General features: G+C 38.6%; 22 protein-coding genes and 1 pseudogene. 5 read left to right on the forward strand and 18 right to left on the reverse strand.

Going from position 1 to position 18,602, the window contains the following annotated elements; all coding sequences use genetic code 11:
- Positions 1-27: 27 nt before the first annotated feature.
- The 13 genes from rimM to FXV78_RS01060 all read right to left on the reverse strand — a co-directional run bounded on the left by rimM (position 28) and on the right by FXV78_RS01060 (position 11,254).
- Complete coding sequence (rimM, locus tag FXV78_RS01000) at positions 28-546, reverse strand: ribosome maturation factor RimM (protein ID WP_004841730.1); 519 nt, start codon at positions 544-546, stop codon at positions 28-30.
- Positions 547-622: 76 nt separating this feature from the next.
- On the reverse strand, positions 623-853 hold the full coding sequence (locus FXV78_RS01005; RefSeq protein ID WP_004841733.1) for a KH domain-containing protein: 231 nt from the start codon (positions 851-853) through the stop codon (positions 623-625).
- A gap of 24 nt (positions 854-877) precedes the next feature.
- Positions 878-1,123, reverse strand: coding sequence for a 30S ribosomal protein S16 (gene rpsP, locus FXV78_RS01010; protein ID WP_004841734.1), 246 nt, complete (start codon positions 1,121-1,123; stop codon positions 878-880).
- Between the two features lie 45 nt (positions 1,124-1,168).
- Positions 1,169-2,521, reverse strand: coding sequence for a signal recognition particle protein (gene ffh, locus FXV78_RS01015; RefSeq protein WP_004841737.1), 1,353 nt, complete (start codon positions 2,519-2,521; stop codon positions 1,169-1,171).
- A gap of 1 nt (position 2,522) precedes the next feature.
- Positions 2,523-2,879, reverse strand: coding sequence for a YlxM family DNA-binding protein (ylxM, locus tag FXV78_RS01020; protein WP_004841738.1), 357 nt, complete (start codon positions 2,877-2,879; stop codon positions 2,523-2,525).
- Positions 2,880-2,963: 84 nt separating this feature from the next.
- Positions 2,964-3,728, reverse strand: coding sequence for a S8 family peptidase (locus FXV78_RS01025; protein ID WP_226971673.1), 765 nt, complete (start codon positions 3,726-3,728; stop codon positions 2,964-2,966).
- A 266-nt stretch (positions 3,729-3,994) separates the two neighbouring features.
- Entirely contained in the window at positions 3,995-4,627 is a 633-nt protein-coding gene (locus FXV78_RS01030) for a hypothetical protein (protein ID WP_004221696.1), read from the reverse strand.
- Positions 4,624-4,821 carry a hypothetical protein gene (locus FXV78_RS01035; protein ID WP_004221693.1) on the reverse strand — a complete coding sequence of 66 codons (198 nt, stop codon included), beginning with the start codon at positions 4,819-4,821 and terminating at the stop codon, positions 4,624-4,626. The genes FXV78_RS01030 and FXV78_RS01035 overlap by 4 nt, the downstream gene beginning before the upstream one ends.
- 49 nt (positions 4,822-4,870) lie before the next feature.
- On the reverse strand, positions 4,871-5,812 hold the full coding sequence (locus FXV78_RS01040) for a hypothetical protein (RefSeq protein ID WP_004221692.1): 942 nt from the start codon (positions 5,810-5,812) through the stop codon (positions 4,871-4,873).
- A 170-nt stretch (positions 5,813-5,982) separates the two neighbouring features.
- Positions 5,983-7,530, reverse strand: coding sequence for a recombinase family protein (locus FXV78_RS01045; RefSeq protein WP_004221691.1), 1,548 nt, complete (start codon positions 7,528-7,530; stop codon positions 5,983-5,985).
- Positions 7,520-9,172: a recombinase family protein gene (locus FXV78_RS01050; RefSeq protein ID WP_004221684.1), complete on the reverse strand. Its 1,653-nt coding sequence runs from the start codon at positions 9,170-9,172 to the stop codon at positions 7,520-7,522. Before FXV78_RS01050 ends, FXV78_RS01045 begins: the two co-directional genes overlap by 11 nt.
- Positions 9,173-10,831 (reverse strand): recombinase family protein, encoded by a 1,659-nt coding sequence (locus tag FXV78_RS01055; protein ID WP_004221681.1) that lies wholly within the window; start codon positions 10,829-10,831, stop codon positions 9,173-9,175.
- 153 nt (positions 10,832-10,984) lie between these two features.
- Positions 10,985-11,254: a DUF6870 family protein gene (locus tag FXV78_RS01060; RefSeq protein ID WP_004221676.1), complete on the reverse strand. Its 270-nt coding sequence runs from the start codon at positions 11,252-11,254 to the stop codon at positions 10,985-10,987.
- A 402-nt stretch (positions 11,255-11,656) separates the two neighbouring features.
- Here FXV78_RS01060 and FXV78_RS01070 point away from each other — a divergent pair, with 402 nt between their 5' ends.
- The 5 genes and pseudogenes from FXV78_RS01070 (at position 11,657) to FXV78_RS01085 (ending at position 14,701) form a co-directional block, all read left to right on the forward strand.
- Positions 11,657-12,043, forward strand: coding sequence for a DUF6290 family protein (locus FXV78_RS01070; RefSeq protein WP_039959488.1), 387 nt, complete (start codon positions 11,657-11,659; stop codon positions 12,041-12,043).
- A pseudogene (locus tag FXV78_RS01075) lies at positions 12,015-12,482 on the forward strand (relaxase/mobilization nuclease domain-containing protein); the annotation flags it as partial. The gene FXV78_RS01070 and the pseudogene FXV78_RS01075, both read left to right, overlap by 29 nt.
- A 93-nt stretch (positions 12,483-12,575) precedes the next feature.
- Entirely contained in the window at positions 12,576-12,923 is a 348-nt protein-coding gene (locus FXV78_RS18105) for a transposase (RefSeq protein WP_004615306.1), read from the forward strand.
- Positions 12,913-13,734, forward strand: a complete 822-nt coding sequence (locus FXV78_RS01080; RefSeq protein WP_004841748.1) for an IS3 family transposase — start codon at positions 12,913-12,915, stop codon at positions 13,732-13,734. Before FXV78_RS18105 ends, FXV78_RS01080 begins: the two co-directional genes overlap by 11 nt.
- 274 nt (positions 13,735-14,008) lie before the next feature.
- Positions 14,009-14,701 (forward strand): hypothetical protein, encoded by a 693-nt coding sequence (locus FXV78_RS01085; RefSeq protein WP_233447394.1) that lies wholly within the window; start codon positions 14,009-14,011, stop codon positions 14,699-14,701.
- Positions 14,702-15,306: 605 nt separating this feature from the next.
- On the opposite strand, the gene FXV78_RS01100 is transcribed toward FXV78_RS01085, so the two are convergent.
- The 5 genes from FXV78_RS01100 to FXV78_RS01120 form a co-directional block, all read right to left on the reverse strand.
- Positions 15,307-15,837, reverse strand: a complete 531-nt coding sequence (locus FXV78_RS01100) for a DUF6892 domain-containing protein (RefSeq protein ID WP_004221660.1) — start codon at positions 15,835-15,837, stop codon at positions 15,307-15,309.
- Between the two features lie 130 nt (positions 15,838-15,967).
- The gene (locus tag FXV78_RS01105; RefSeq protein WP_004221658.1) at positions 15,968-16,513 is read right to left on the reverse strand and encodes a hypothetical protein; all 546 of its coding nucleotides are present in this window, start codon (positions 16,511-16,513) and stop codon (positions 15,968-15,970) included.
- A 175-nt stretch (positions 16,514-16,688) separates the two neighbouring features.
- Positions 16,689-16,961, reverse strand: a complete 273-nt coding sequence (locus FXV78_RS01110; protein WP_004221655.1) for an Imm59 family immunity protein — start codon at positions 16,959-16,961, stop codon at positions 16,689-16,691.
- A gap of 23 nt (positions 16,962-16,984) precedes the next feature.
- Positions 16,985-17,761, reverse strand: coding sequence for a hypothetical protein (locus tag FXV78_RS01115; RefSeq protein ID WP_004221651.1), 777 nt, complete (start codon positions 17,759-17,761; stop codon positions 16,985-16,987).
- Between the two features lie 18 nt (positions 17,762-17,779).
- Positions 17,780-18,235, reverse strand: coding sequence for a YrhA family protein (locus FXV78_RS01120; RefSeq protein WP_004221650.1), 456 nt, complete (start codon positions 18,233-18,235; stop codon positions 17,780-17,782).
- Between the last annotated feature and the right edge of the window lie 367 nt (positions 18,236-18,602).

An 18,602-nucleotide genomic window follows, 5' to 3' on the forward strand; every position in this document is an offset into this window, starting at 1 on the left:
TCTGTCCTGCACTTTCTTTCATTGAAATCATTGATCCAGCAATCCGTTCAGCAGATGCACCTGCATTTTCTGCGCTTTTACATCCACGGAAAGAATACACTGGCGGATTGCCGGGATCAGCACTTCCCCATGTGTTTTTGACTCTACAAGATACACTTCATTCGCCCCGGTTTCGATCACATCTTTTAATGTCCCGAAAAGTTCCTCGGGATTCTCATCCGTGTAAACTTCCATCCCGATCAGATCAGCAATAAAATATTCGTCTTCCTCCAGTGCAACTGCATCCTCACGGCTGACAAAAAGAGAACAGCCTTTGTACTGTTCGATATCATTGATGTTGTCAATCCCTTTGAATTTCACGATGACAAACTGTTTAAAAAATTTCACTCCCTGGACTTCCAGCGAAAGCTTCTCTTTCTTTGTCTCCAGAATCACTTTTTTGAGCTTTTTAAACCTGTTTGGATCATCCGTGGTCGGAAATACTTTGACTTCCCCGCGGATTCCATGTGTGGATGAGATCACACCTACCTGTAAAAACTGTTCCATGCTCTTCTCCTATCCTCTCTGCGAAAAAGAAAGGGGGCAGCTGCTTTGATCCAAAGCCTGTCCCCTTTTTGTCAAGTTACTGTATGATATCAACAACAACTTTCTTATCTTCCTTTGCCGCTGCTGCTTTTACAACAGAACGGATCGCTTTTGCAATGCGCCCCTGTTTTCCGATCACTTTTCCCATGTCACTGTCAGCGACACGTACTTCAATAACCGTAGTTCTGCCGTCCTGTCTCTCAGAAACTGCAACGCTGTCCGGATCGTCTACTAATGCTTTCGCAATCACTTCAACTAACTCTTTCATTTACGCGCACCTCCGCGAAACAGCTTATTTTTCGATTCCAGCTGCCTTAAAGATCTTTCCTACAACTTCTGTAGGCTGAGCTCCGTTGTTCAGCCATTTTTTAGCTGCTTCTTCATCTACTTTGAATACGCTTGGGTTCTGATTTGGATCGTATGTTCCGATCTCCTCAATGAACTTTCCATCTCTTGGTGCTCTCGCATCCGCTACAACGATTCTATAGAAAGGAGCTTTCTTCTGTCCCATTCTTTTTAATCTGATTTTTACTGCCATTTCTTTCACCTCTTCTTAATATTTTTCTTTTTTGTTATCTATGTGCTAAAAAGGAAGCTTAAATCTGCCTTTTTTACCACCTTTACCCATCAGTCCCGGAAGTCGCTTCATCAGTTTTCTGGATTCGTTAAACTGCTTTACCATACGGTTGACTTCGGAAATATCTACACCAGCGCCTCTTGCAATACGGTGTTTTCTGGATGGATTCAAAAGATCCGGGTTCTGTCTTTCCTCTACTGTCATTGACTGGATCATGGCCTCCATCCTTGCCATCTTCTTTTCATTTTCTTCGGAGTCAAGTTCCGGCATCTTTGCCCCCATGCCTCCGAGTCCCGGCATCATACCGAGAACACTGGATAATCCGCCCATTTTCTTCATCTGGTTCATACTTTCCAGATAATCTTCAAAATCAAACTGGGCTTTTTTCATCTTCTCTGCCATCTGCTGTGCTTTCTCTTCATCCAGCTCAGCCCCGGCTTTCTCAATCAGTGTCAGAACATCTCCCATTCCAAGAATACGGGATGCCATTCGATCCGGATAGAACTGCTCCAGATCTGAGAGCTTCTCTCCCATACCCACATAAAGAATCGGGCATCCGGTCACTGCCTTGATCGAAAGTGCAGCACCGCCTCTTGTATCGCCGTCCAGCTTTGTCACGATCACACCGTCAATCCCAATCTTATCATTGAAACTTCCGGCCACATTGACCGCATCCTGTCCGGTCATCGCATCCACAACTAAAATCGTCTGATGCACATCCACTGTTCCTTTGATCTCCTGAAGCTCTGCCATCATATCTTCATCAATGTGAAGACGTCCCGCTGTATCCAGAATCACGATGTTATTTCCATTCTTGCGCGCATGCTCAAGCGCCGCTTTTGCGATATCAGCAGGCTTGTTTTTATCTCCCATGGAGAATACTTCCACGCCCTGCTTCTCTCCGTTGATCTGCAGCTGTTTAATCGCTGCCGGACGATACACATCACACGCAACAAGCAGTGGTTTCTTGCCTTTCAGCTTGTACTTGCCTGCCAGCTTTGCAGTAGTCGTGGTCTTACCTGCACCCTGAAGTCCTGCCATCATGATCACCGTGATTGCACTTCCCGGCTGCAATTTGATCTCCGTCGTCTCAGAACCCATCAGATTTACAAGTTCTTCATTTACGATCTTGATCACCATCTGTCCCGGATTCAGTCCGTTCATCACATCCTGTCCGACTGCTCGCTCCTGCACATCTTTTACAAACTTCTTTACGACTTTAAAGTTTACATCCGCCTCCAGAAGTGCCATCTTCACTTCTTTCAGTGCCGCCTTTACATCATCTTCCGTCAGACGACCTTTGCTTCGGAGATTCTTAAATACGTTTTGAAGTTTTTCTGTTAAACTGTCAAATGCCATGCTATAACTCCTCTATAATTGTATCCGATATCTTCCGGATCTTCTCTATCATCTCTTGCGGTTTCTGATTTCCGGCACCGGATTCATAAGCATCCAGCACACTGTCGATCTCGTGAACCTTCTCCTTGATAGAAAGAAATTTTTCTACCAGATGCAGCTTCTCCTCATAGCCTTCCAGAGCCTTCTGACACCGCTTGATCAGGTCATGCACTCCCTGGCGGCTGATGCCTGCCTCACCTGCAATCTCACTCAAAGATAAATCTTCCAGTACAAACTGTTCATAAATCTCTTTCTGGTGACTGGTAAGAAGTTCACCGTAAAAGTCGTATAACAATGCCTGTTCTAAAATATCATTCACTCAAATCACCTTTGCTATCATAACTCAAAAAAAAAGAGGTGTCAAGTACTTTTTCTTGACACCTTCTTTCTTTGCCATTCGCGCTTACAAAAGCTCCCCTATATTAAGGAGACCCCACCCGGTTCCTTCTTCGTCCAGCGAAATGCAGGACTCCCTCAGCTTCAGTTTCACTTCTACATTGGTCATGTCCGGATATTCTGACAGCAGACATGCAACCGCACCTGATACGATCGGTGCTGCCATGGATGTGCCGCTTTTCTCCACATAAGCTTTCTTTTCTTTGTCAATTCTGCCACAGCTTATGATCCCAAGTCCCGGCGCCACAAGATCCGGTTTTACAATGCACGTATCGGATGGTCCTCTTCCGGAATATTTCCACCGCTGTCCCATACGTGTCCTGCCCCGCCTGATTTCCTCATAAGCGCCTACTGTGATGATCTTTCTGCTGTCTCCCGGTGAAGCAATACTGCCTCTTTCCGGACCGTCATTTCCCGCAGACGCCACCACCGCAATTCCTGCATCCCATAGAGATTCCGCACCGAGTATCAGTCGTTTTTTCTGCCTCTGTTCCAGATTAGGCTTTGCTCCTACAGAAATATTGACGACCCGGATGGGATATTTTTTCCGCATAGACAGTACCCAGCGCATTCCTTCCAGAACACTCTCCACACTTCCGTTTCCATCCTGATCCAGTACCTTTGCAATCAGCAAGGAGGCTTTCGGCGCTATTCCCGCGTAGGTTCCGCCGGAAAGCCGCCCGTCGCCCGCCAAAATTCCGGCCACATGTGTTCCGTGACCGCTGTCATCATACATCTGCTCCTTTCGATGTACAAAATCCCTGAATTCCAATATCCGTTTTCCAAAATCAGGATGTGCGCAGATGCCCTCTTGTGTCAAGTAGTTGCAGGCAATTTTCTTTCGCTTTTTTTACGATTTTATCAGGTATTTCAGCACTTTTTCTTCAAAATAACGGCTGGGTGTTAAATAAATGCTATAAATCCGCAAAAGGCTTTGATAAATAGATGCAAACAAATCAAGTAGAGTTTATAAAACGTTAGTAGAGAAATGATTTTGAGGGATATAGCCTATGATGACTATACCCCTCTCCTTCTCTTTTACCATTTATACCTTCTGCAAGGAAAATGTAATTCACGCAATCCAGCCTCCCTACAAATAGAAGATAAGATTTTCAATATTTCTTCTCTTGTAAGATTAAACCACTCACCGAGTTCTCTATCTGAAAAACAATAAAAAACATCCTGTCCTGAACCATATTTTGTATATGTATGCTCTGCTTCAGCCACCTTTAATCGTCTACGGATATCATTAAGCATATCTGCAATTGTATCGAGTTTTTTACGCCATATTGGATTTTGAATCGCCGATTTTCCTTCCGCTTGTTTTAGTTTCTCACCATCTCTGGTACGCATAACCCCTGTATTCAATGCGATAAGAGTATCTTCGATGGCTTTATCAAAATCCTCCATTCGACCTTCCTGATAAATGTCATCTTGAAAAGCTGGACGATCAAAACATTGAACAAAGAATTTGATAATCGCTTTATCCTCTTCCATAGATTGTATTGGCGAAATCTTTTCAATCTCTGAAAGTGCTGATAATTCTGCAGCCTTTTTCCACTCTAAAAGAACTGCTTTTGAATAACGAGTGGTATCTGTATCTATTAACTTTGAGCAAGACTGGCATAGCCATATTCCATTCTCAGAAGACTTTCGTTCTTCTGGTGTCATACTTTCATCATATCTTGGACCACCCTTTGCTGCGGCACAAATATGGCAGCTACACCAATATTTGTAATTTTATCTGGATCAGTATTTGCAGCACAAGTTAGTTTTTGACATTTCGGATTGCTACATCTTCTGCCTACTCGATTTGCAAGCAACTCCTTCGTAGCCAAGGAAAAATCATCTCTATTGTTTGCCATCTTGCATACCTCATTTCATTTTTTGAATAAAATTTAATAACCTAAATATCTATTTCATAGTAATTCCCATTCGTTTCAATTCTTGAGCCATCTGATAACGATGTGTTATACAGTCTTTGTCAAGATTATTTTCATATATAATCCAATCATTTATCGACTCTAATGCGTAATCCACAGCTTCCTGATTTAACACAACACCAGACACTTTTAAAAAGTTTACTCTAATTACAAGTTCAAGTACATATACAAAATACCAATTTGCATAATCTGTAATTTTATCTTCGGAGTCATGAATTAACGCAGCCAAACTATTTTTTGAATATATATAATGATAAAATGTATGTCTTTCTTGAGATAATAACCCCTTATATTTTTCTCCATCTATTCCAAGCAAAGAAATTCCTTGTTGTAACTTCTGACTATTTACTATTTTCTTAAAAAATATATCATAACTACCTTTTACATTATTTGTCTCTTTATAAGTGTTTATTATGAAACCATCTGCAATATTCAATAATAAAGATAGTCTATGATTTACATTTATCTTTCCATAATTTTCTGAATTCAAATAGTAAAAAGCATTCACAACTGATTTTGTCATTTTTTTATCTGAAATGCCCGTGTTACGAAATTTATCATATTTTTCTAACACTTCTGATGACAGGTCTCTTTGTGCTCTCCCTAATAATTCTGAACAATACCACATTTTGTCTGTTTTATAAAATGGTAATGTAATAAGCTCTTTACATTCCATTTTAACCCCATCAATTTCATATGATATTGGTTCATAAAAATATCCATCATAAAGAAACAGCAATTCCCAAAGAAGTTGGAATACAATTTTGACATTCTCTTCCCCTTCAAGTTCTAATTTACAGTTATTATCTTTTATTTTTATATTTGCAGTAACTCCTTTATATTCTGTATGAATTTCTTGATCGCTCCAATTACGAATATAATCCTTTACTTTCATGTCTACTTGCCACTTCATAAATTCTCCCTAATAATTTTTATTTAGTTCTCACTTTTACAAATTCATATTTCTCACTTTATTTATAATTATACATCACCCAACATCATTGTAAAGAAAAAAGCAAGCCGTTTTCAGACTTGCTTTTCATCATACTTTATTCCCTATCATTTCCCCCTGCTATCCCATAGCTATTCTTTTCCATCACTAAAGTTCCAGATAATCTCCATATGCTGTTCATCCCATACATTTATCTTCTTTATAAAAGTATCCACCACCTCTTGATTTAGTTCATTGATCTTACATTCTTTCCAAATGATATGAGCATCCGGCAGTTCTGCATGAAACTCTGTCTCCACCTCTGCCAATCGCATCTCCTGCTCTTGGATTTCACTTTTTATAAAATCTTCCTTTTTCTGCAATTCCTCTCTGAACTCTATGTATTCTTCCCTTTGGATTTCCCGCTTTCCATATCTCTCATAAAGTGTGATCTGTTCTTTTCCCACAGCATCTAAGGCTTGTTGAGATTTTTGCAACTTATCCCTCTTCACATGATACTTCTCTTTTTGTACTTCCTGATACTGACTCCACACTTCTTCCAATTCCATCTGTCTGCGGATTTCCTTTTGCAAAGCAGCTAAAAGAACCTGTTCCAAAAAGAATACATTGACTTGGCTCACACAATTCTCATCACCTGTCGTATAACGTTCATTACAATAAAAATAAGGATTTTTTGCTTTACGATAGCGCAAAGCCTTACCACACTCCCCGCATACAACCTTTCCTATCAGAATATGTGCTTTTTGTGGCTGATAAGGTTTCGATATCCCCCTCGTCTGCTGTACTGCATCAAATACTTCCCGTTCGATGATCGGTTCATGATGATTATAAGTAATCTTCCATTCACTTCTTGGCTTTAAGTGATTTTTCCCTCCAACCTTATCCTTCTTATATTTTCCATATACCATATCTCCTGCATAAAAATGATTTTTCAGTATCGTGCAGATTGTTGTATGCTGCCATGAAAATTCCTTGCCAACTGGCTTCCGGTGTGTTGCTCCTCTCTCTATCAGATATTCCACAGGTGTTTTTACCTTTTCTTTATGAAACTTCTTTGCAATATCCACAGAAGTATATCCTTCTAATGTCAGTCGAAAAATTTCCCGGACAACTGCCGCCTCCTCTTCTACAATCTCCACTTGATTTCTGTCCTCTGCTTTTTTGCGATATCCAAAAGGACAGTTCCCGCTGCAGTAAATCCCCCGTTCTTTTTTAGAATGTAGGGAAGAAGTTACCTTTACCGATAAATCCTTAGAATAGAGATCATTGACCAGCGTTTTAAATGCCAGATTCATCCCAATCGTTTTTTTAGTGACAGCTTCACTATCATAATGGTCATTCACAGAGATAAAACGGATTCCTAAAAATGGAAAAATCTGCTCTACATAGAAACCTGTTTCTACATAGTCTCTGGCAAAACGTGAAAAATCTTTTACGATAATACAATCTACTTTTTTCTGCCGGGCAGCGGCTAATAATTCCTGCATTGCAGGTCTGTCCATACTGGTTCCGCTGTAACCATCATCCACAAATTCTAAAATCTCATAATTTTCAAAATTTCGCTCAATATATCCTCTTAACAACAAACGCTGATAAGAAATACTGTTACTCTCCTGTGCATTCCAGTCATCTTCCTTGGACAATCGCAGATACATTGCTATCTTCAGTCTATTTTTCATCGTCAGTTCCTCCCATCACCTTCGCAAACTCATCATTCCACTTCCAAATGATTTCTACCCGTTTTCCACGATACACATAAATTTTCTCTATCAGGTTTTGCACCAATTCCGCATTTAGTTCGGCACAGCTTTTGTATTTCAAAATAGTACGGAGAAATTGATTCTGCTTATCTACCATTCTGTCAATGGAAGAATACTCTGTATGTAAATCACGTAATGCCTGCCGATCCTGTTCCTTTTTTTCTTCCAGTTTCTTCTTTGTTTCCAGAAATTGTGCCTGTGAAATGCTCCCGTTTCGATACTCCAGATAATAGGAACTGATCTTCCTGTCAGCACCATCCACCGATTTTTGCAGTTCATCCTGTGCTTTCTGTATCTGTTCTTTTCGTTTTTCTCCTGCCTCTTTATTAAATTCCATCAGTTTTTTCATCTGTGTACTGCTTAAAAGAAACTCTTTTTTCAGCAGATGAAGGATCACTTTCTGAATCTGAAGAAATGTAATCTGTTCGTTTTCACATTTTTCTTCATCAATCCGTTTGCTATTCGGACAGCTATAAAATACAAATGTTTTTACTTCTTTATAAGAAGCCTTTCTCTCCGTCACCATACGGCTTAACTTATGCCCGCACTCACCGCAATACAAAACCCCACGGAAAATATCTTCCATCGTATCCTTTCTAAGTGGTCTGCGGTTTTGTATTTTAATATTTCCTTCTATCCTTTCCCATACCCGATAAAATACTTCTTCCGAAACCAAAGGTTCATGTGTGTGTTCCGCTGTAATCTGTTCTTTCATGTGCTTTCCGGATTGCACAAGATTCCCTATGTAGGCATCGTTGGTTAATAGAAACCGGATAGATTCTCTTTCCCACTGTCTTAACTGCTGCCCCTCCTGCTGATAAACCGTTTTGTATTTTTTATAATCACTTGGGCGATGAATCTTTTGTCTATACAGCCATTTTACAAGAGATACAAATGTCTCCCCAGAAGCATACCGGTTAAAGATCTCCCTGACAATCTCACTGGTCACAGGTTCCGACACTAAAGTCCGTTTTCCGTCTATCTTTTCGATTTGAAAACCATACGGCGGAATACTCCCCAGATATTCTCCCTGTTTCATCTTTGCCTGTTTACTTGCTGTGACCTTTTCTGCAATGTCCCTTGCATACAGTTCATTGGCAATATTTTTCAAATGCATGGAAAGCGCTTCGTTGCAGTCCGCCTGTTTGATGCTGTCATACTGATCTGTAATGGCAATAAAACGAACACCTAAAAATGGAAAAATCTTCTCTACAAAATTTCCTGTCTCAATATAATTTCTTCCAAACCGGGAAAAATCTTTTACAATGATACAGTTTATCAATCCATCTCTCACATCTTGCATCAACCGTTCAAAATCACTCCGCTGAAAATTTGTCCCGGTAGCTCCCAAATCTGAATAGCAATCATACAGTGTAATCTCTGTATGGGATTTCAAATATTCTTTTGCCATCTCAATCTGCGTTTCAATGGAGATTTCTTTCCCGTCATGATTATCCACAGATAATCTTGCATAAATACCTGCCATGTATGTTTTCACCGATACATTTTCTTGCAGTGATTGGCTTTCTAACCGAACCTTACGTTTGGATGTTCTTGCCATTTAGATCACCTCCTTCACTACTTCTGATTGTGAAGAAAGAAACTCCGACAACACTAGCATCTTTTCCATTTCTTCCTGATAACAAAACTGTACCGATACCTTTTTCTCCTCATATACTTCTATCCTGTCTACAAAGGCTAATAGGGTATCCCTGTCTAATGTGGCAATCTGCATCGTTTCTTTCAAGCGTTCCAGCTTCACACCGGACTGCACTCCATTGTAAAACAGTTTCTTTAACATATCCTCCTGTCTTGTCAATGCCTTCTCTGTTTCTATATACTGCTTTTCATAGATTTTGCTAAAATTCTTAAAGTCTGTCTGTGTGATGATTCCCGTTTTCAAATCTTCATAAAGTCCCGCCCGCAGCTCCAGATATTTTTCCTGCTCATTCCTTAATCGAGTAATCTCTTTATCAAATCCGACCACATCCTCAAAGTTCATTTCCTTTGTCTGGAGATACTGCATCTGTCGGTTTACGTCCATCAGAAGTGTAACCTGTGACCGGATAATCTGAAACACAACTCTTTTTAAGTCTGTTTCCGGAATACTATGCCTGCTGCATCCCTCACTCCGATTTCTCGTAGAACAGATATAATATATTTTTTCCGTCCCCTTATATCTGTTTATTCGGCGTACCATAGGTTCTTTACAGTCTCCGCAAAACAGAAGTCCCGAAAACATGTGCGCTTTTTCTTTTCCCTTCCCGGCTCTGGTATCGACTTTTAAAAGCCGCTGTACATTTTGGTAATCCTCTTTGGAAATGATTGCCTCATGTGTGCCTTCCACCTTAAACCACTCTGACTCCGGCTTTTCTAAAATCTTATCTACCTTATAATTGACTTTCTCCCGTTTTCCCTGTACCATCATTCCGGTGTAAATTTCATTGGTTAAAATACGCTTTACCGCCACCGCAGACCATTTTGATACAATTCCGGCTTGAAAACCTGTGGAATAATGCTCTCCGTAAGATTTCTTATATTCCAATGGAGAGAAAATTCCATTCTCATTCAGTCGGTTTGCAATGGCAAGATTGCTCATACCATCCAGTTTCCATGTGAAAATATTTTTTACAATCTTTGCCGCATATTCATCTATGACCAGCTTATTTTTATCTTCATGGTCTTTCTGATATCCATAGACTGCAAATGCACCGATAAATTTTCCTTTCTCCCGTTTTACTCTCTGATGTGATTTTACCTTTTCTGAAATATCCTGACAGTAGGAATCATTCACAAAGTTTTTAACCGGAATCACAAGAGATGTGGTACTCTGATCCGCAGTCAAACTATCGTAATGATCTGTGATCGCAATGAAACGCACAGAAAAAGCCGGGAAGGTCTTTTGAATGAACCGCCCGGCTTCAATATAATCTCGTCCAAATCTGGATAAATCTTTTACAACGACACAATTTACATTTCCATTTTCAATGTCCGCCATCATTCTTTTAAAATCTGGTCGGTCAAAGTTGGCTCCCGAATATCCGTCATCAATATAAATATCGAATAACTCCATATCCGGCTGTTCTCTTACAAAGGAACGTGCCAGCTCACGTTGGGATGAAATACTATCGCTCTCTCGTTTTGCGCTGCCATCAATATCTTCATCATCTCTCGATAAACGGAGATAAATCGCAGCATGATACATTATTTTTTTCTGCATTCTGCTTCCTCCTGATTTTTACTATTTTTTATTTCAGTCAGTTGAACCTGTCCTACGAGGTTACTTCTTATAGTAATTTTCAGGATTTCGCTGTTTTGTCCTGCATCTAAGTTACCATAACATCCTGCTACTGTAAAGAGTCTGTTGAAATTTTTAGTATTTTGTTTCTGCAATTTTTGAAATATACTGTTTCATCCGATCATTCAATGTCTCTTCACAGTCGGAATACCCAATCTTCACAACATACTCCCCCACCCGGACAAGATAGGGATTATGTACCTGCTCTACATACTCTTTCACTCGTTTTTGTACTGACTGTTTCGTATCAATCTCAATTTCACTAATATCCACAAGCTCATCTGGATTTACTTCTTTTATATTTACACGCTTCAATTCCTGCAAAGTTTTCCCATCCAAAAGCATAACCCCCTTCCTATTTGAGATTCTATGCGTCCAGAAACTTGTCTCATTCTAAAAACCGTTCTTCTTTTGTCAAGGTTCATCCTTACATAAACCCAATCCCGGCACATGAAAAAAACAAGCATCGAAAAGATTTTCTTTTTTCTGCTTGTTTCTTAACCTCCCCCAAACAGGGTTATTGAAGGGGAAAAACATTTCAGAGCAAGATTCGCCTATGTCCGACAATAACCCGTTTCCGGGTTTTTGCAGACTTGGCATTTCTTGATGGGGATTTCGCTCCCCATTCCCTCGATATAAAATCTGCACTTAAAACTTGCAGGTTGGCTCTCACAAAAAGTTGTGTTCGCAGCGCAATACCGAGGTATTGACGATGTGCATACGCACGAAGAAGAAAGGAGGCTTCCTATGGCAAGACCGAAAAAAACAATCTCCCGTCCGTATCGTATCACAGTCCGTTTTACAGATATGGAATATGGGTTAATAACAGATGCGGCTGAAGAAACTGGAGTTACCTTATCCGAATACATCCGCAAAATGGTGTTGGAAGGAAAAATAGCGATTCGCTATGAAGTAGTTGCTGATATCCCTGAATTACAAAAACTGACCGCTGAGTTTGGAAAAATCGGAAGTAACTTAAACCAGATTGCCCGCTATTTTCATACAGGCGGCGTCCGATCTAAAACCATGCAGGATGAAATTCAATCCTGTATCTCTGAACTTTGGAATTTAAGAAAAGACGTGACAAGAATGGCAGGTGACTTTCATGGCAGTGTTGAAACATATCGTAAGTAAAAATGCCAATTACGGAGAATCTTTGGATTATCTCCTATTCCAACATGATGAGCGAACAAAGAAACCGATTTTAAATGAACATGGGCAAATGATATTACGAGAGGAATATTATCTGGATGGATTGAACTGCGAACCAATGTTATTTGATAAGGAATGCGAACGTCTTAACGATCAATATCACAAAAACCAAACCTATGATGAAATCAAATCCCATCATTATATCATCAGCTTTGATCCTGCTGATCGTGACGAATGTGGATTAACCGGAGAAAAAGCACAGGAACTGGGACTAGAATATGCCCGTAAAAATTTCCCCGGACATCAGGCTCTTGTCTGTACTCATACGGATGGTCACAATGAAAGCGGCAATATCCATGTGCATATCGTAATCAATAGTCTAAGAAAATACGATATTCCGAAAGAGGGCTATATGGAACGAAACTATAATGGTATCGTAATTTAAGACACTTCAAGAGACATTTCTTAATGAATCTGATATACTGTAAACACTACAGAAAGAAGGATTATTATTATGTCTCGAACAAGAAGAAATTTCTCTGCCAAATTCAAATCAGAATTAGTGATTGAACTGCTCAAAGGAGAAAAAGACTTAAATACAATCGCAACCGAAAACAATATTCAGCCGAATCTTCTCCGCAACTGGAAGAAGGAGTTCCTCGATAAAGCATCCGTGGTTTTTAATGACACACGAGAGGATAATCTGAAAGAAAAACTCGCTTTAGAACGCAAGGAAAAAGCTGAATATGCGAAAAAAGTTGGCCAGCTCACCATGCAGGTGGATTGGTTGAAAAAAAAATCTGAAGAAACACTTGGACCTGACTACGAGAGTAAATTTAGTCCAAAACCTTTTGAAGACTAAAGAACTTCCAGTTAAAACAGGAGCTACACTTCTTGATATCAATCGTACCAGTGTTTATTACAAGGGCATGCCCATATCTCAGGAGGAGTTGGATTGCAAATCGATCATAGATCGATTACACACGGATAATCCGGCCTGGGGAGCACGACAACTGTCTGCTCAACTGAAGAAGCGTGGGCATCAGGTTGGTCGCCGGAAAACGCGCCGTTATATGAATGAAATGGGGATTGATCCAATTTATCCAAAAATGAACCTTTCTAAACGTATGCGACAGGCTAAAGTCTGCCCGTATCTGCTACGTAACGCCGTTATCGACCGTCCAAATCAGGCATGGTCAATCGACATTACATACATCCCCATTAAGCGTGGATTTCTGTATCTGACCGCTGTGATTGACTGGTACAGCCGCTGTATCGTTGGCTGGGAAGTCGATGATACTCTGGATACCAGAATGGTCATAACTGCGTTAAAAAAGGCGTTTATAGTGGCAAAACCTGTTATCCTGAATTCAGATCAGGGCTGTCAGTTTACAAGCAATGAGTACATGAATTTCCTCAAAGAGAACCAGATCCGTCAAAGCATGGATGGTAAAAGCCGGTGGGCTGACAATATCATGATTGAACGATGGTTCCGAAGCTTCAAGTACGAGGAAGCATATCTGACCCAATATAACAATATCAGAGAAGCACGGAAGGCAATCGGTAAATATGTGCACACTTACAACTTTGAACGTTGTCATTCTGCACTCAATAATCAAACACCGGCATCCTGCTATTATCCGATTCTGTTACTGGATGATCATGCAGCCTAAGGGGGGATTTTCTCCCCTACCCAGTTACATATATCAGTTCATTATAAAAAGCTTAGATTTTTGTCTTGACAACTGAACCACTATAAACAGTGATTGTCTTGCTGGATACAAACACCATTTAACAAATAACTATCTAAGGCACTTGCAAAAATCTCTCATGGATACCTGCCACCGAGAAAATCTCCCTCAGGTGGATTTACTCTCACCTTCTGAAAATAAAATCAAAAATCGGGAATATTATGCCTCCCGGTACGGACAAGAAAAATTAGATAAATTGAATGAACAAATTCTTGCAGATGGACTAACACCTCGCAAAACCACATTTCAGACACAGAAACAATACCTGCGAGACGCTATTACAGAAATTTCCCATACAGCAAAAGATGTGGAAGATTTTAAAAAACAGCTTTATGAAAAATATCAGATCGTTGTAACGGAACATCGTGGACGTTTCAGCTATCTGCACCCGGAACGAGAAAAGAATATTACCGGACGTGCTTTAGGAACAAAGTATGAGAAAGACTATCTGCAACAGCAATTTGAATCCAACCACAGAACTCCAAATATTCATCCTGATATTTCCTCTGATCCTATGGACATCTTATTCATTAAATCTAATCTGCGACTGGTCATTGACTTACAAAACTGTGTAAAAGCACAACAAAGCCAAGCCTATGCCCGAAAGGTCAAACTCACCAATCTTCAGGAAATGGCAAAGACCATTGCCTATGTGCAGGAACATGAATATGATACCAGAGAAATTCTGGAAGATAAATTTTCTTCTGTAAAAGAACGAACCTCTAATTCTAGAAAACAATTAAATGAATATTCTTGTGCGATGAAATCACACTTCCGGAAATTTGGAAATCAGAGTTCCGGTACTCGGAAATCGCCTATTTTGTGCTTGATGACTTATCCATTTCTGTTTGGATATTGGTCAAGACCTTGCCGCATCTGCGGTGCGTAGCAGTCTTTACCAATGTCTCAACAGAAATTATGATTCGGTATGCACAAAAACGGATCTAAAAAGTGATTTCCATATCACCGGACAGCTGATGTAAAACCATCCGGAATATTCAATTAAAAACTGTGGAATCGGAATTAAAGAACCTCAATCAACAACTCCACTACACCGGACAGTATCTTGCAAATAAATCTGTCTATGCACAATTTCGTAAAAGCAAAAATAAGCAGAAATTCCGTCAGGAACATTCTGCCGAACTTACATTTTATGAAAAGGCTGTAACATCACTAAAAGAGAAAAACGGAACGCAGCCCCTTCCCACGATGAAGCAACTGAGAGAACAGAAGGAAAAACTTCTAACTCAAAAAGATACTCTCCAGAAACAATACGACTATTACCGGGATTACCAGAAAGAACTACATACTGTATGTCGTAACGTGGATATGATACTTGGATGGAATCCTCCAATCCAAACTACACATACCAAAGAATTTCAATTATAAAAGAAGTCTCCTCGGTCTTTTACAGATCGGGAGACTTTTTTAACGGGTAGTGTTCTTATTTACTTATTGAGTTCTGCAAACCGAAAGTTGGATAGAAGAACTAATTTAAAGCAATTCTACATCAATATTTTCAGCAACAAAAATTTCTTTTACTTTATCAAAATTACTGCTCATTATTGTTGCTTCCTTAAGATTTGGAAATTGTCTTATTTCTGAGGAAGTTATATTGTTTAAATCAAAGCATTCATCTTCTCCATCCCATTGTGGAATTATATTCATATACACTTCATTGCCACCATCCATGTCGATTTTTTCTACATAATGTGCAAATTCCCTTGGGATAGACAATTGTCTAAAAAAATTAAGCGCCGGTTCAATTACAGTATAGCTATCTGTATTTATCTCTAGTTCTTTATGCTCATCAGCAAAATCATAAATATCAAAACAAGGCTTTAATAAATTCAAGTCATACATCAAAACTTGAATTACTGCAAGTTTAAAATTTAAATTTTCAAACTGTAAGATTCCTTCTGTATTATTATCACCAGGTTCTCTTAAGAACTTTTCTTTATTATCATCTTTTACTTTATCTAGTTCAACTTCTTTTTTTCTTCCAAACAGTCCGAATAAACCCATTTTTTGTTTCTCCAATTATTATATTTTTGAGTATTACAAATTTTGTCATACCATTTTTCTCTTCCAATAAACTGAGAATTATCAATTAAATTTTAAAAAAATAATCTCATTAACTTCTAATTTCTGTTTTTTACTCAACTTTAGTGTAGTTCTCCATACTAAAAGTTTCTAAATCAATCACTACCGCAACAACATTGTCCTCATTTTCTTCAATAAGCCATAAGCGAGTCCATAAGGTTTGGTCGTTCATATTGGTAGCAGTTTTATCCTCACCATCGGTAATGATTTTTTCGGGATCTAATTTTGTTACAAAAATGTTTTCGGGTTTAAGACCTGGCAGGCTGCTCTTAAGTTCCTCCTCTGTTAGTCCTGCTATATCCATTGCTTCAGCACCGTTATAATACTCAACATCTCCGTACCAGTAGTTATCGTTAACATTCTCGATGAATTTTAACCACATAAACTTATCGTCAACGAATTTATAACCAGCACCAGAGCCGGTATCTATTTCCCATGTTCCTTGTATCAGTGCATTATCATCATTATTATCTTTGCTGTCAGTAGTATCGGCGCAAGCGGTAAGCCCAAATAGTGTAAAACAGATCATCAGAATAGCTGCTGCAATTCTGAAAAACCCACTTTTGCGGTATTTAATCAAATTCATATCATAGTTCATAAGTAACCTCCAAGTTCAAATTTGTTATCCTTATTCTACCATACTCCAACTGTGTTTTCTATCCTTATTAGACAAGAACAATCAGCTTTTATCTGACTGTTTCTTTTCGCTATAAGAAAAGTAGGAATACCTTTTATGGCTTCCCTGCTCAGTGATACTATCAGTTCCCTAAATTTTAAATACTGGTAACAGTCTTAACTTTATAGCCCCTTAATCTATTAAGAGCTCTTAATCTATCAATAAAATTATCTAATGCTTCTTCCTCATCAAAATAAATATCTTGTGAATTTGTAACCTTACTAGCTCTTTCATCTGTTGCATAAACAATCCACTTATCATTCTCACACCTTAACACAACTTCATTTTCTCTATTATACCTTTCTTCATTCATATTATAACCTTGTAATTTCTCGTCCTTTATAATTTTTATTGCTTCTTTTATATTCATATTTTATCTTCCCTTTAAATGATTTATTTGCTAGAGAACCAACTCCATGTCTGATTTGTCTCACACCACTTCTTTATGTGATCAGGCAATCGTTCCATATACATATTCCGATATTTTTCTGGATTCTGCAGGATGGTTTGCACCAGCTCTTTTTCATTTAATCCCAGATTTTCTTTCAGCTCTTGAAACTGGCGTGCAAAAGCATTGATAATATGTTCCCTTTGCTCTCCCACTATAATTCTTGGTATTATTTGAAACTTTTCCCAAAGATACTGATTATAATTTTCGATTTCTTTAATATGTATTTTGAAACCTAAATCTATCTTTATTACCTCTCCTGTCATATAAATAAAAAACACAGGTGTTACTGCTCTTCCATTCAGGCTTGAGCTTCCTTCTGCCCATCCGAATATAGCCAGATCTTTTGCTATAAGCCTGTCTCCTGCATAAAGCCAATGTGTTCCTGATTTTAGTAATCCTAACACTTTTTTATCCATTGTATTTTCAATAGGATAAAATTTTTCATTTTTCACAAGCTCTTCTAGTTCACATTTTGTAAAAATCCGATTAAAGTATGGCATACAATGATATGAAATTCTTATATATTTTATCATTGGGCAACTCATCACAAAGGCAGCTATTCCACATAGTATCCCAAGCCATAAGTTTTCACGATTTCCATCACGAACAAGCAAAATAATCGCCGCTACAAATATAAAAACACAAAATAACCACGCCCCAAGAAATAAAAGTTTTTTTACTGGATATAATCGTTGCCATTCTAATTTTTTTAGTTGCATAATCAAGCATTCCCTTCCTTATCCCTTAATCGCCTCATCCAAAACCTTATCAAACATTTCGTAAAAATTACGGAATCGATGGATTTCTCTTCCAGACGGCTGATCCAATTCCATATAACATTGATTTTTATATTGGTAGACATACCAGCTAATATTACTTTCGCCTAAAAATAAGTATTCTCTCTGCTTTTCATTTTCATACCATATGTGATTGAATTCCAATAGTCCATAAACAAGCTGCTTCATTTCATGCTCTAATAAATACTGATCTACACCATATAAAATAAATCCATTAAATTCTATTCCGTTTATCCTTGAAAGAACATCCAGATATTGTTGCGGAATTTCCATGTTCCATTTCTCTTTTGCAGTTGTTACCAATTCATAAATTTCTTTCTCGGATGCACCGGAATTTATTTCCTCATCATATAGTTCTTTCTCTTCTCTTATCTGCTGTAAATAAATTTCCCACATAAAATTCTGCACTCCTTCGAGATTTCATAATCTAATGCCATTGTAGAATCATCCGCATTGCAAATCCTTGACTACAATGCAGTTCTTTCCCCATTTGCTTTAAAAAATAATCTTCCTCTTTCGGAAAGACCTGTTTTGTCATATATTGTTGATCAGCACATTATAATATGCCATTTTCAGAAAAATAAATAGTGCAGAAATAATACGGGGATCTTCCATCCCCGAACCCCTGGAATCCTTGTTATAACAGTAATAGAAAAAATTATTACCGTTATAACAAGGCTAAAAATGGGATGTTTTAATTTTCCGAATTCTGCAAATTATGGCATCAAATAAAATGCGTTGTAACAATTTTAAGAAGTCTATT

This window comes from Mediterraneibacter gnavus ATCC 29149 (assembly GCF_008121495.1).
GTDB classification, from domain to species: Bacteria; Bacillota; Clostridia; order Lachnospirales; family Lachnospiraceae; genus Mediterraneibacter; species Mediterraneibacter gnavus.

Bases quoted from the DNA above. Each gene is read 5' to 3' on its own strand.
- FXV78_RS01120 (WP_004221650.1), bottom strand. From the start codon at position 18,235: ATGTGGGAAATTTATTTACAGCAGATAAGAGAAGAGAAAGAACTATAT.
- FXV78_RS01005 (WP_004841733.1), bottom strand. From the start codon at position 853: ATGAAAGAGTTAGTTGAAGTGATTGCGAAAGCATTAGTAGACGATCCG.
- FXV78_RS01105 (WP_004221658.1), bottom strand. From the start codon at position 16,513: ATGAACTATGATATGAATTTGATTAAATACCGCAAAAGTGGGTTTTTC.
- FXV78_RS01055 (WP_004221681.1), bottom strand. From the start codon at position 10,831: ATGCAGAAAAAAATAATGTATCATGCTGCGATTTATCTCCGTTTATCG.
- rimM (WP_004841730.1), bottom strand. From the start codon at position 546: ATGGAACAGTTTTTACAGGTAGGTGTGATCTCATCCACACATGGAATC.
- FXV78_RS01035 (WP_004221693.1), bottom strand. From the start codon at position 4,821: ATGGCAAACAATAGAGATGATTTTTCCTTGGCTACGAAGGAGTTGCTT.
- FXV78_RS01115 (WP_004221651.1), bottom strand. From the start codon at position 17,761: ATGCAACTAAAAAAATTAGAATGGCAACGATTATATCCAGTAAAAAAA.
- FXV78_RS18105 (WP_004615306.1), top strand. From the start codon at position 12,576: ATGTCTCGAACAAGAAGAAATTTCTCTGCCAAATTCAAATCAGAATTA.
- FXV78_RS01040 (WP_004221692.1), bottom strand. From the start codon at position 5,812: ATGAAGTGGCAAGTAGACATGAAAGTAAAGGATTATATTCGTAATTGG.
- FXV78_RS01045 (WP_004221691.1), bottom strand. From the start codon at position 7,530: ATGAAAAATAGACTGAAGATAGCAATGTATCTGCGATTGTCCAAGGAA.
- FXV78_RS01110 (WP_004221655.1), bottom strand. From the start codon at position 16,961: ATGAATATAAAAGAAGCAATAAAAATTATAAAGGACGAGAAATTACAA.
- FXV78_RS01060 (WP_004221676.1), bottom strand. From the start codon at position 11,254: ATGCTTTTGGATGGGAAAACTTTGCAGGAATTGAAGCGTGTAAATATA.
- FXV78_RS01070 (WP_039959488.1), top strand. From the start codon at position 11,657: ATGGCAAGACCGAAAAAAACAATCTCCCGTCCGTATCGTATCACAGTC.
- FXV78_RS01100 (WP_004221660.1), bottom strand. From the start codon at position 15,837: ATGGGTTTATTCGGACTGTTTGGAAGAAAAAAAGAAGTTGAACTAGAT.
- FXV78_RS01030 (WP_004221696.1), bottom strand. From the start codon at position 4,627: ATGACACCAGAAGAACGAAAGTCTTCTGAGAATGGAATATGGCTATGC.
- rpsP (WP_004841734.1), bottom strand. From the start codon at position 1,123: ATGGCAGTAAAAATCAGATTAAAAAGAATGGGACAGAAGAAAGCTCCT.
- FXV78_RS01050 (WP_004221684.1), bottom strand. From the start codon at position 9,172: ATGGCAAGAACATCCAAACGTAAGGTTCGGTTAGAAAGCCAATCACTG.
- ffh (WP_004841737.1), bottom strand. From the start codon at position 2,521: ATGGCATTTGACAGTTTAACAGAAAAACTTCAAAACGTATTTAAGAAT.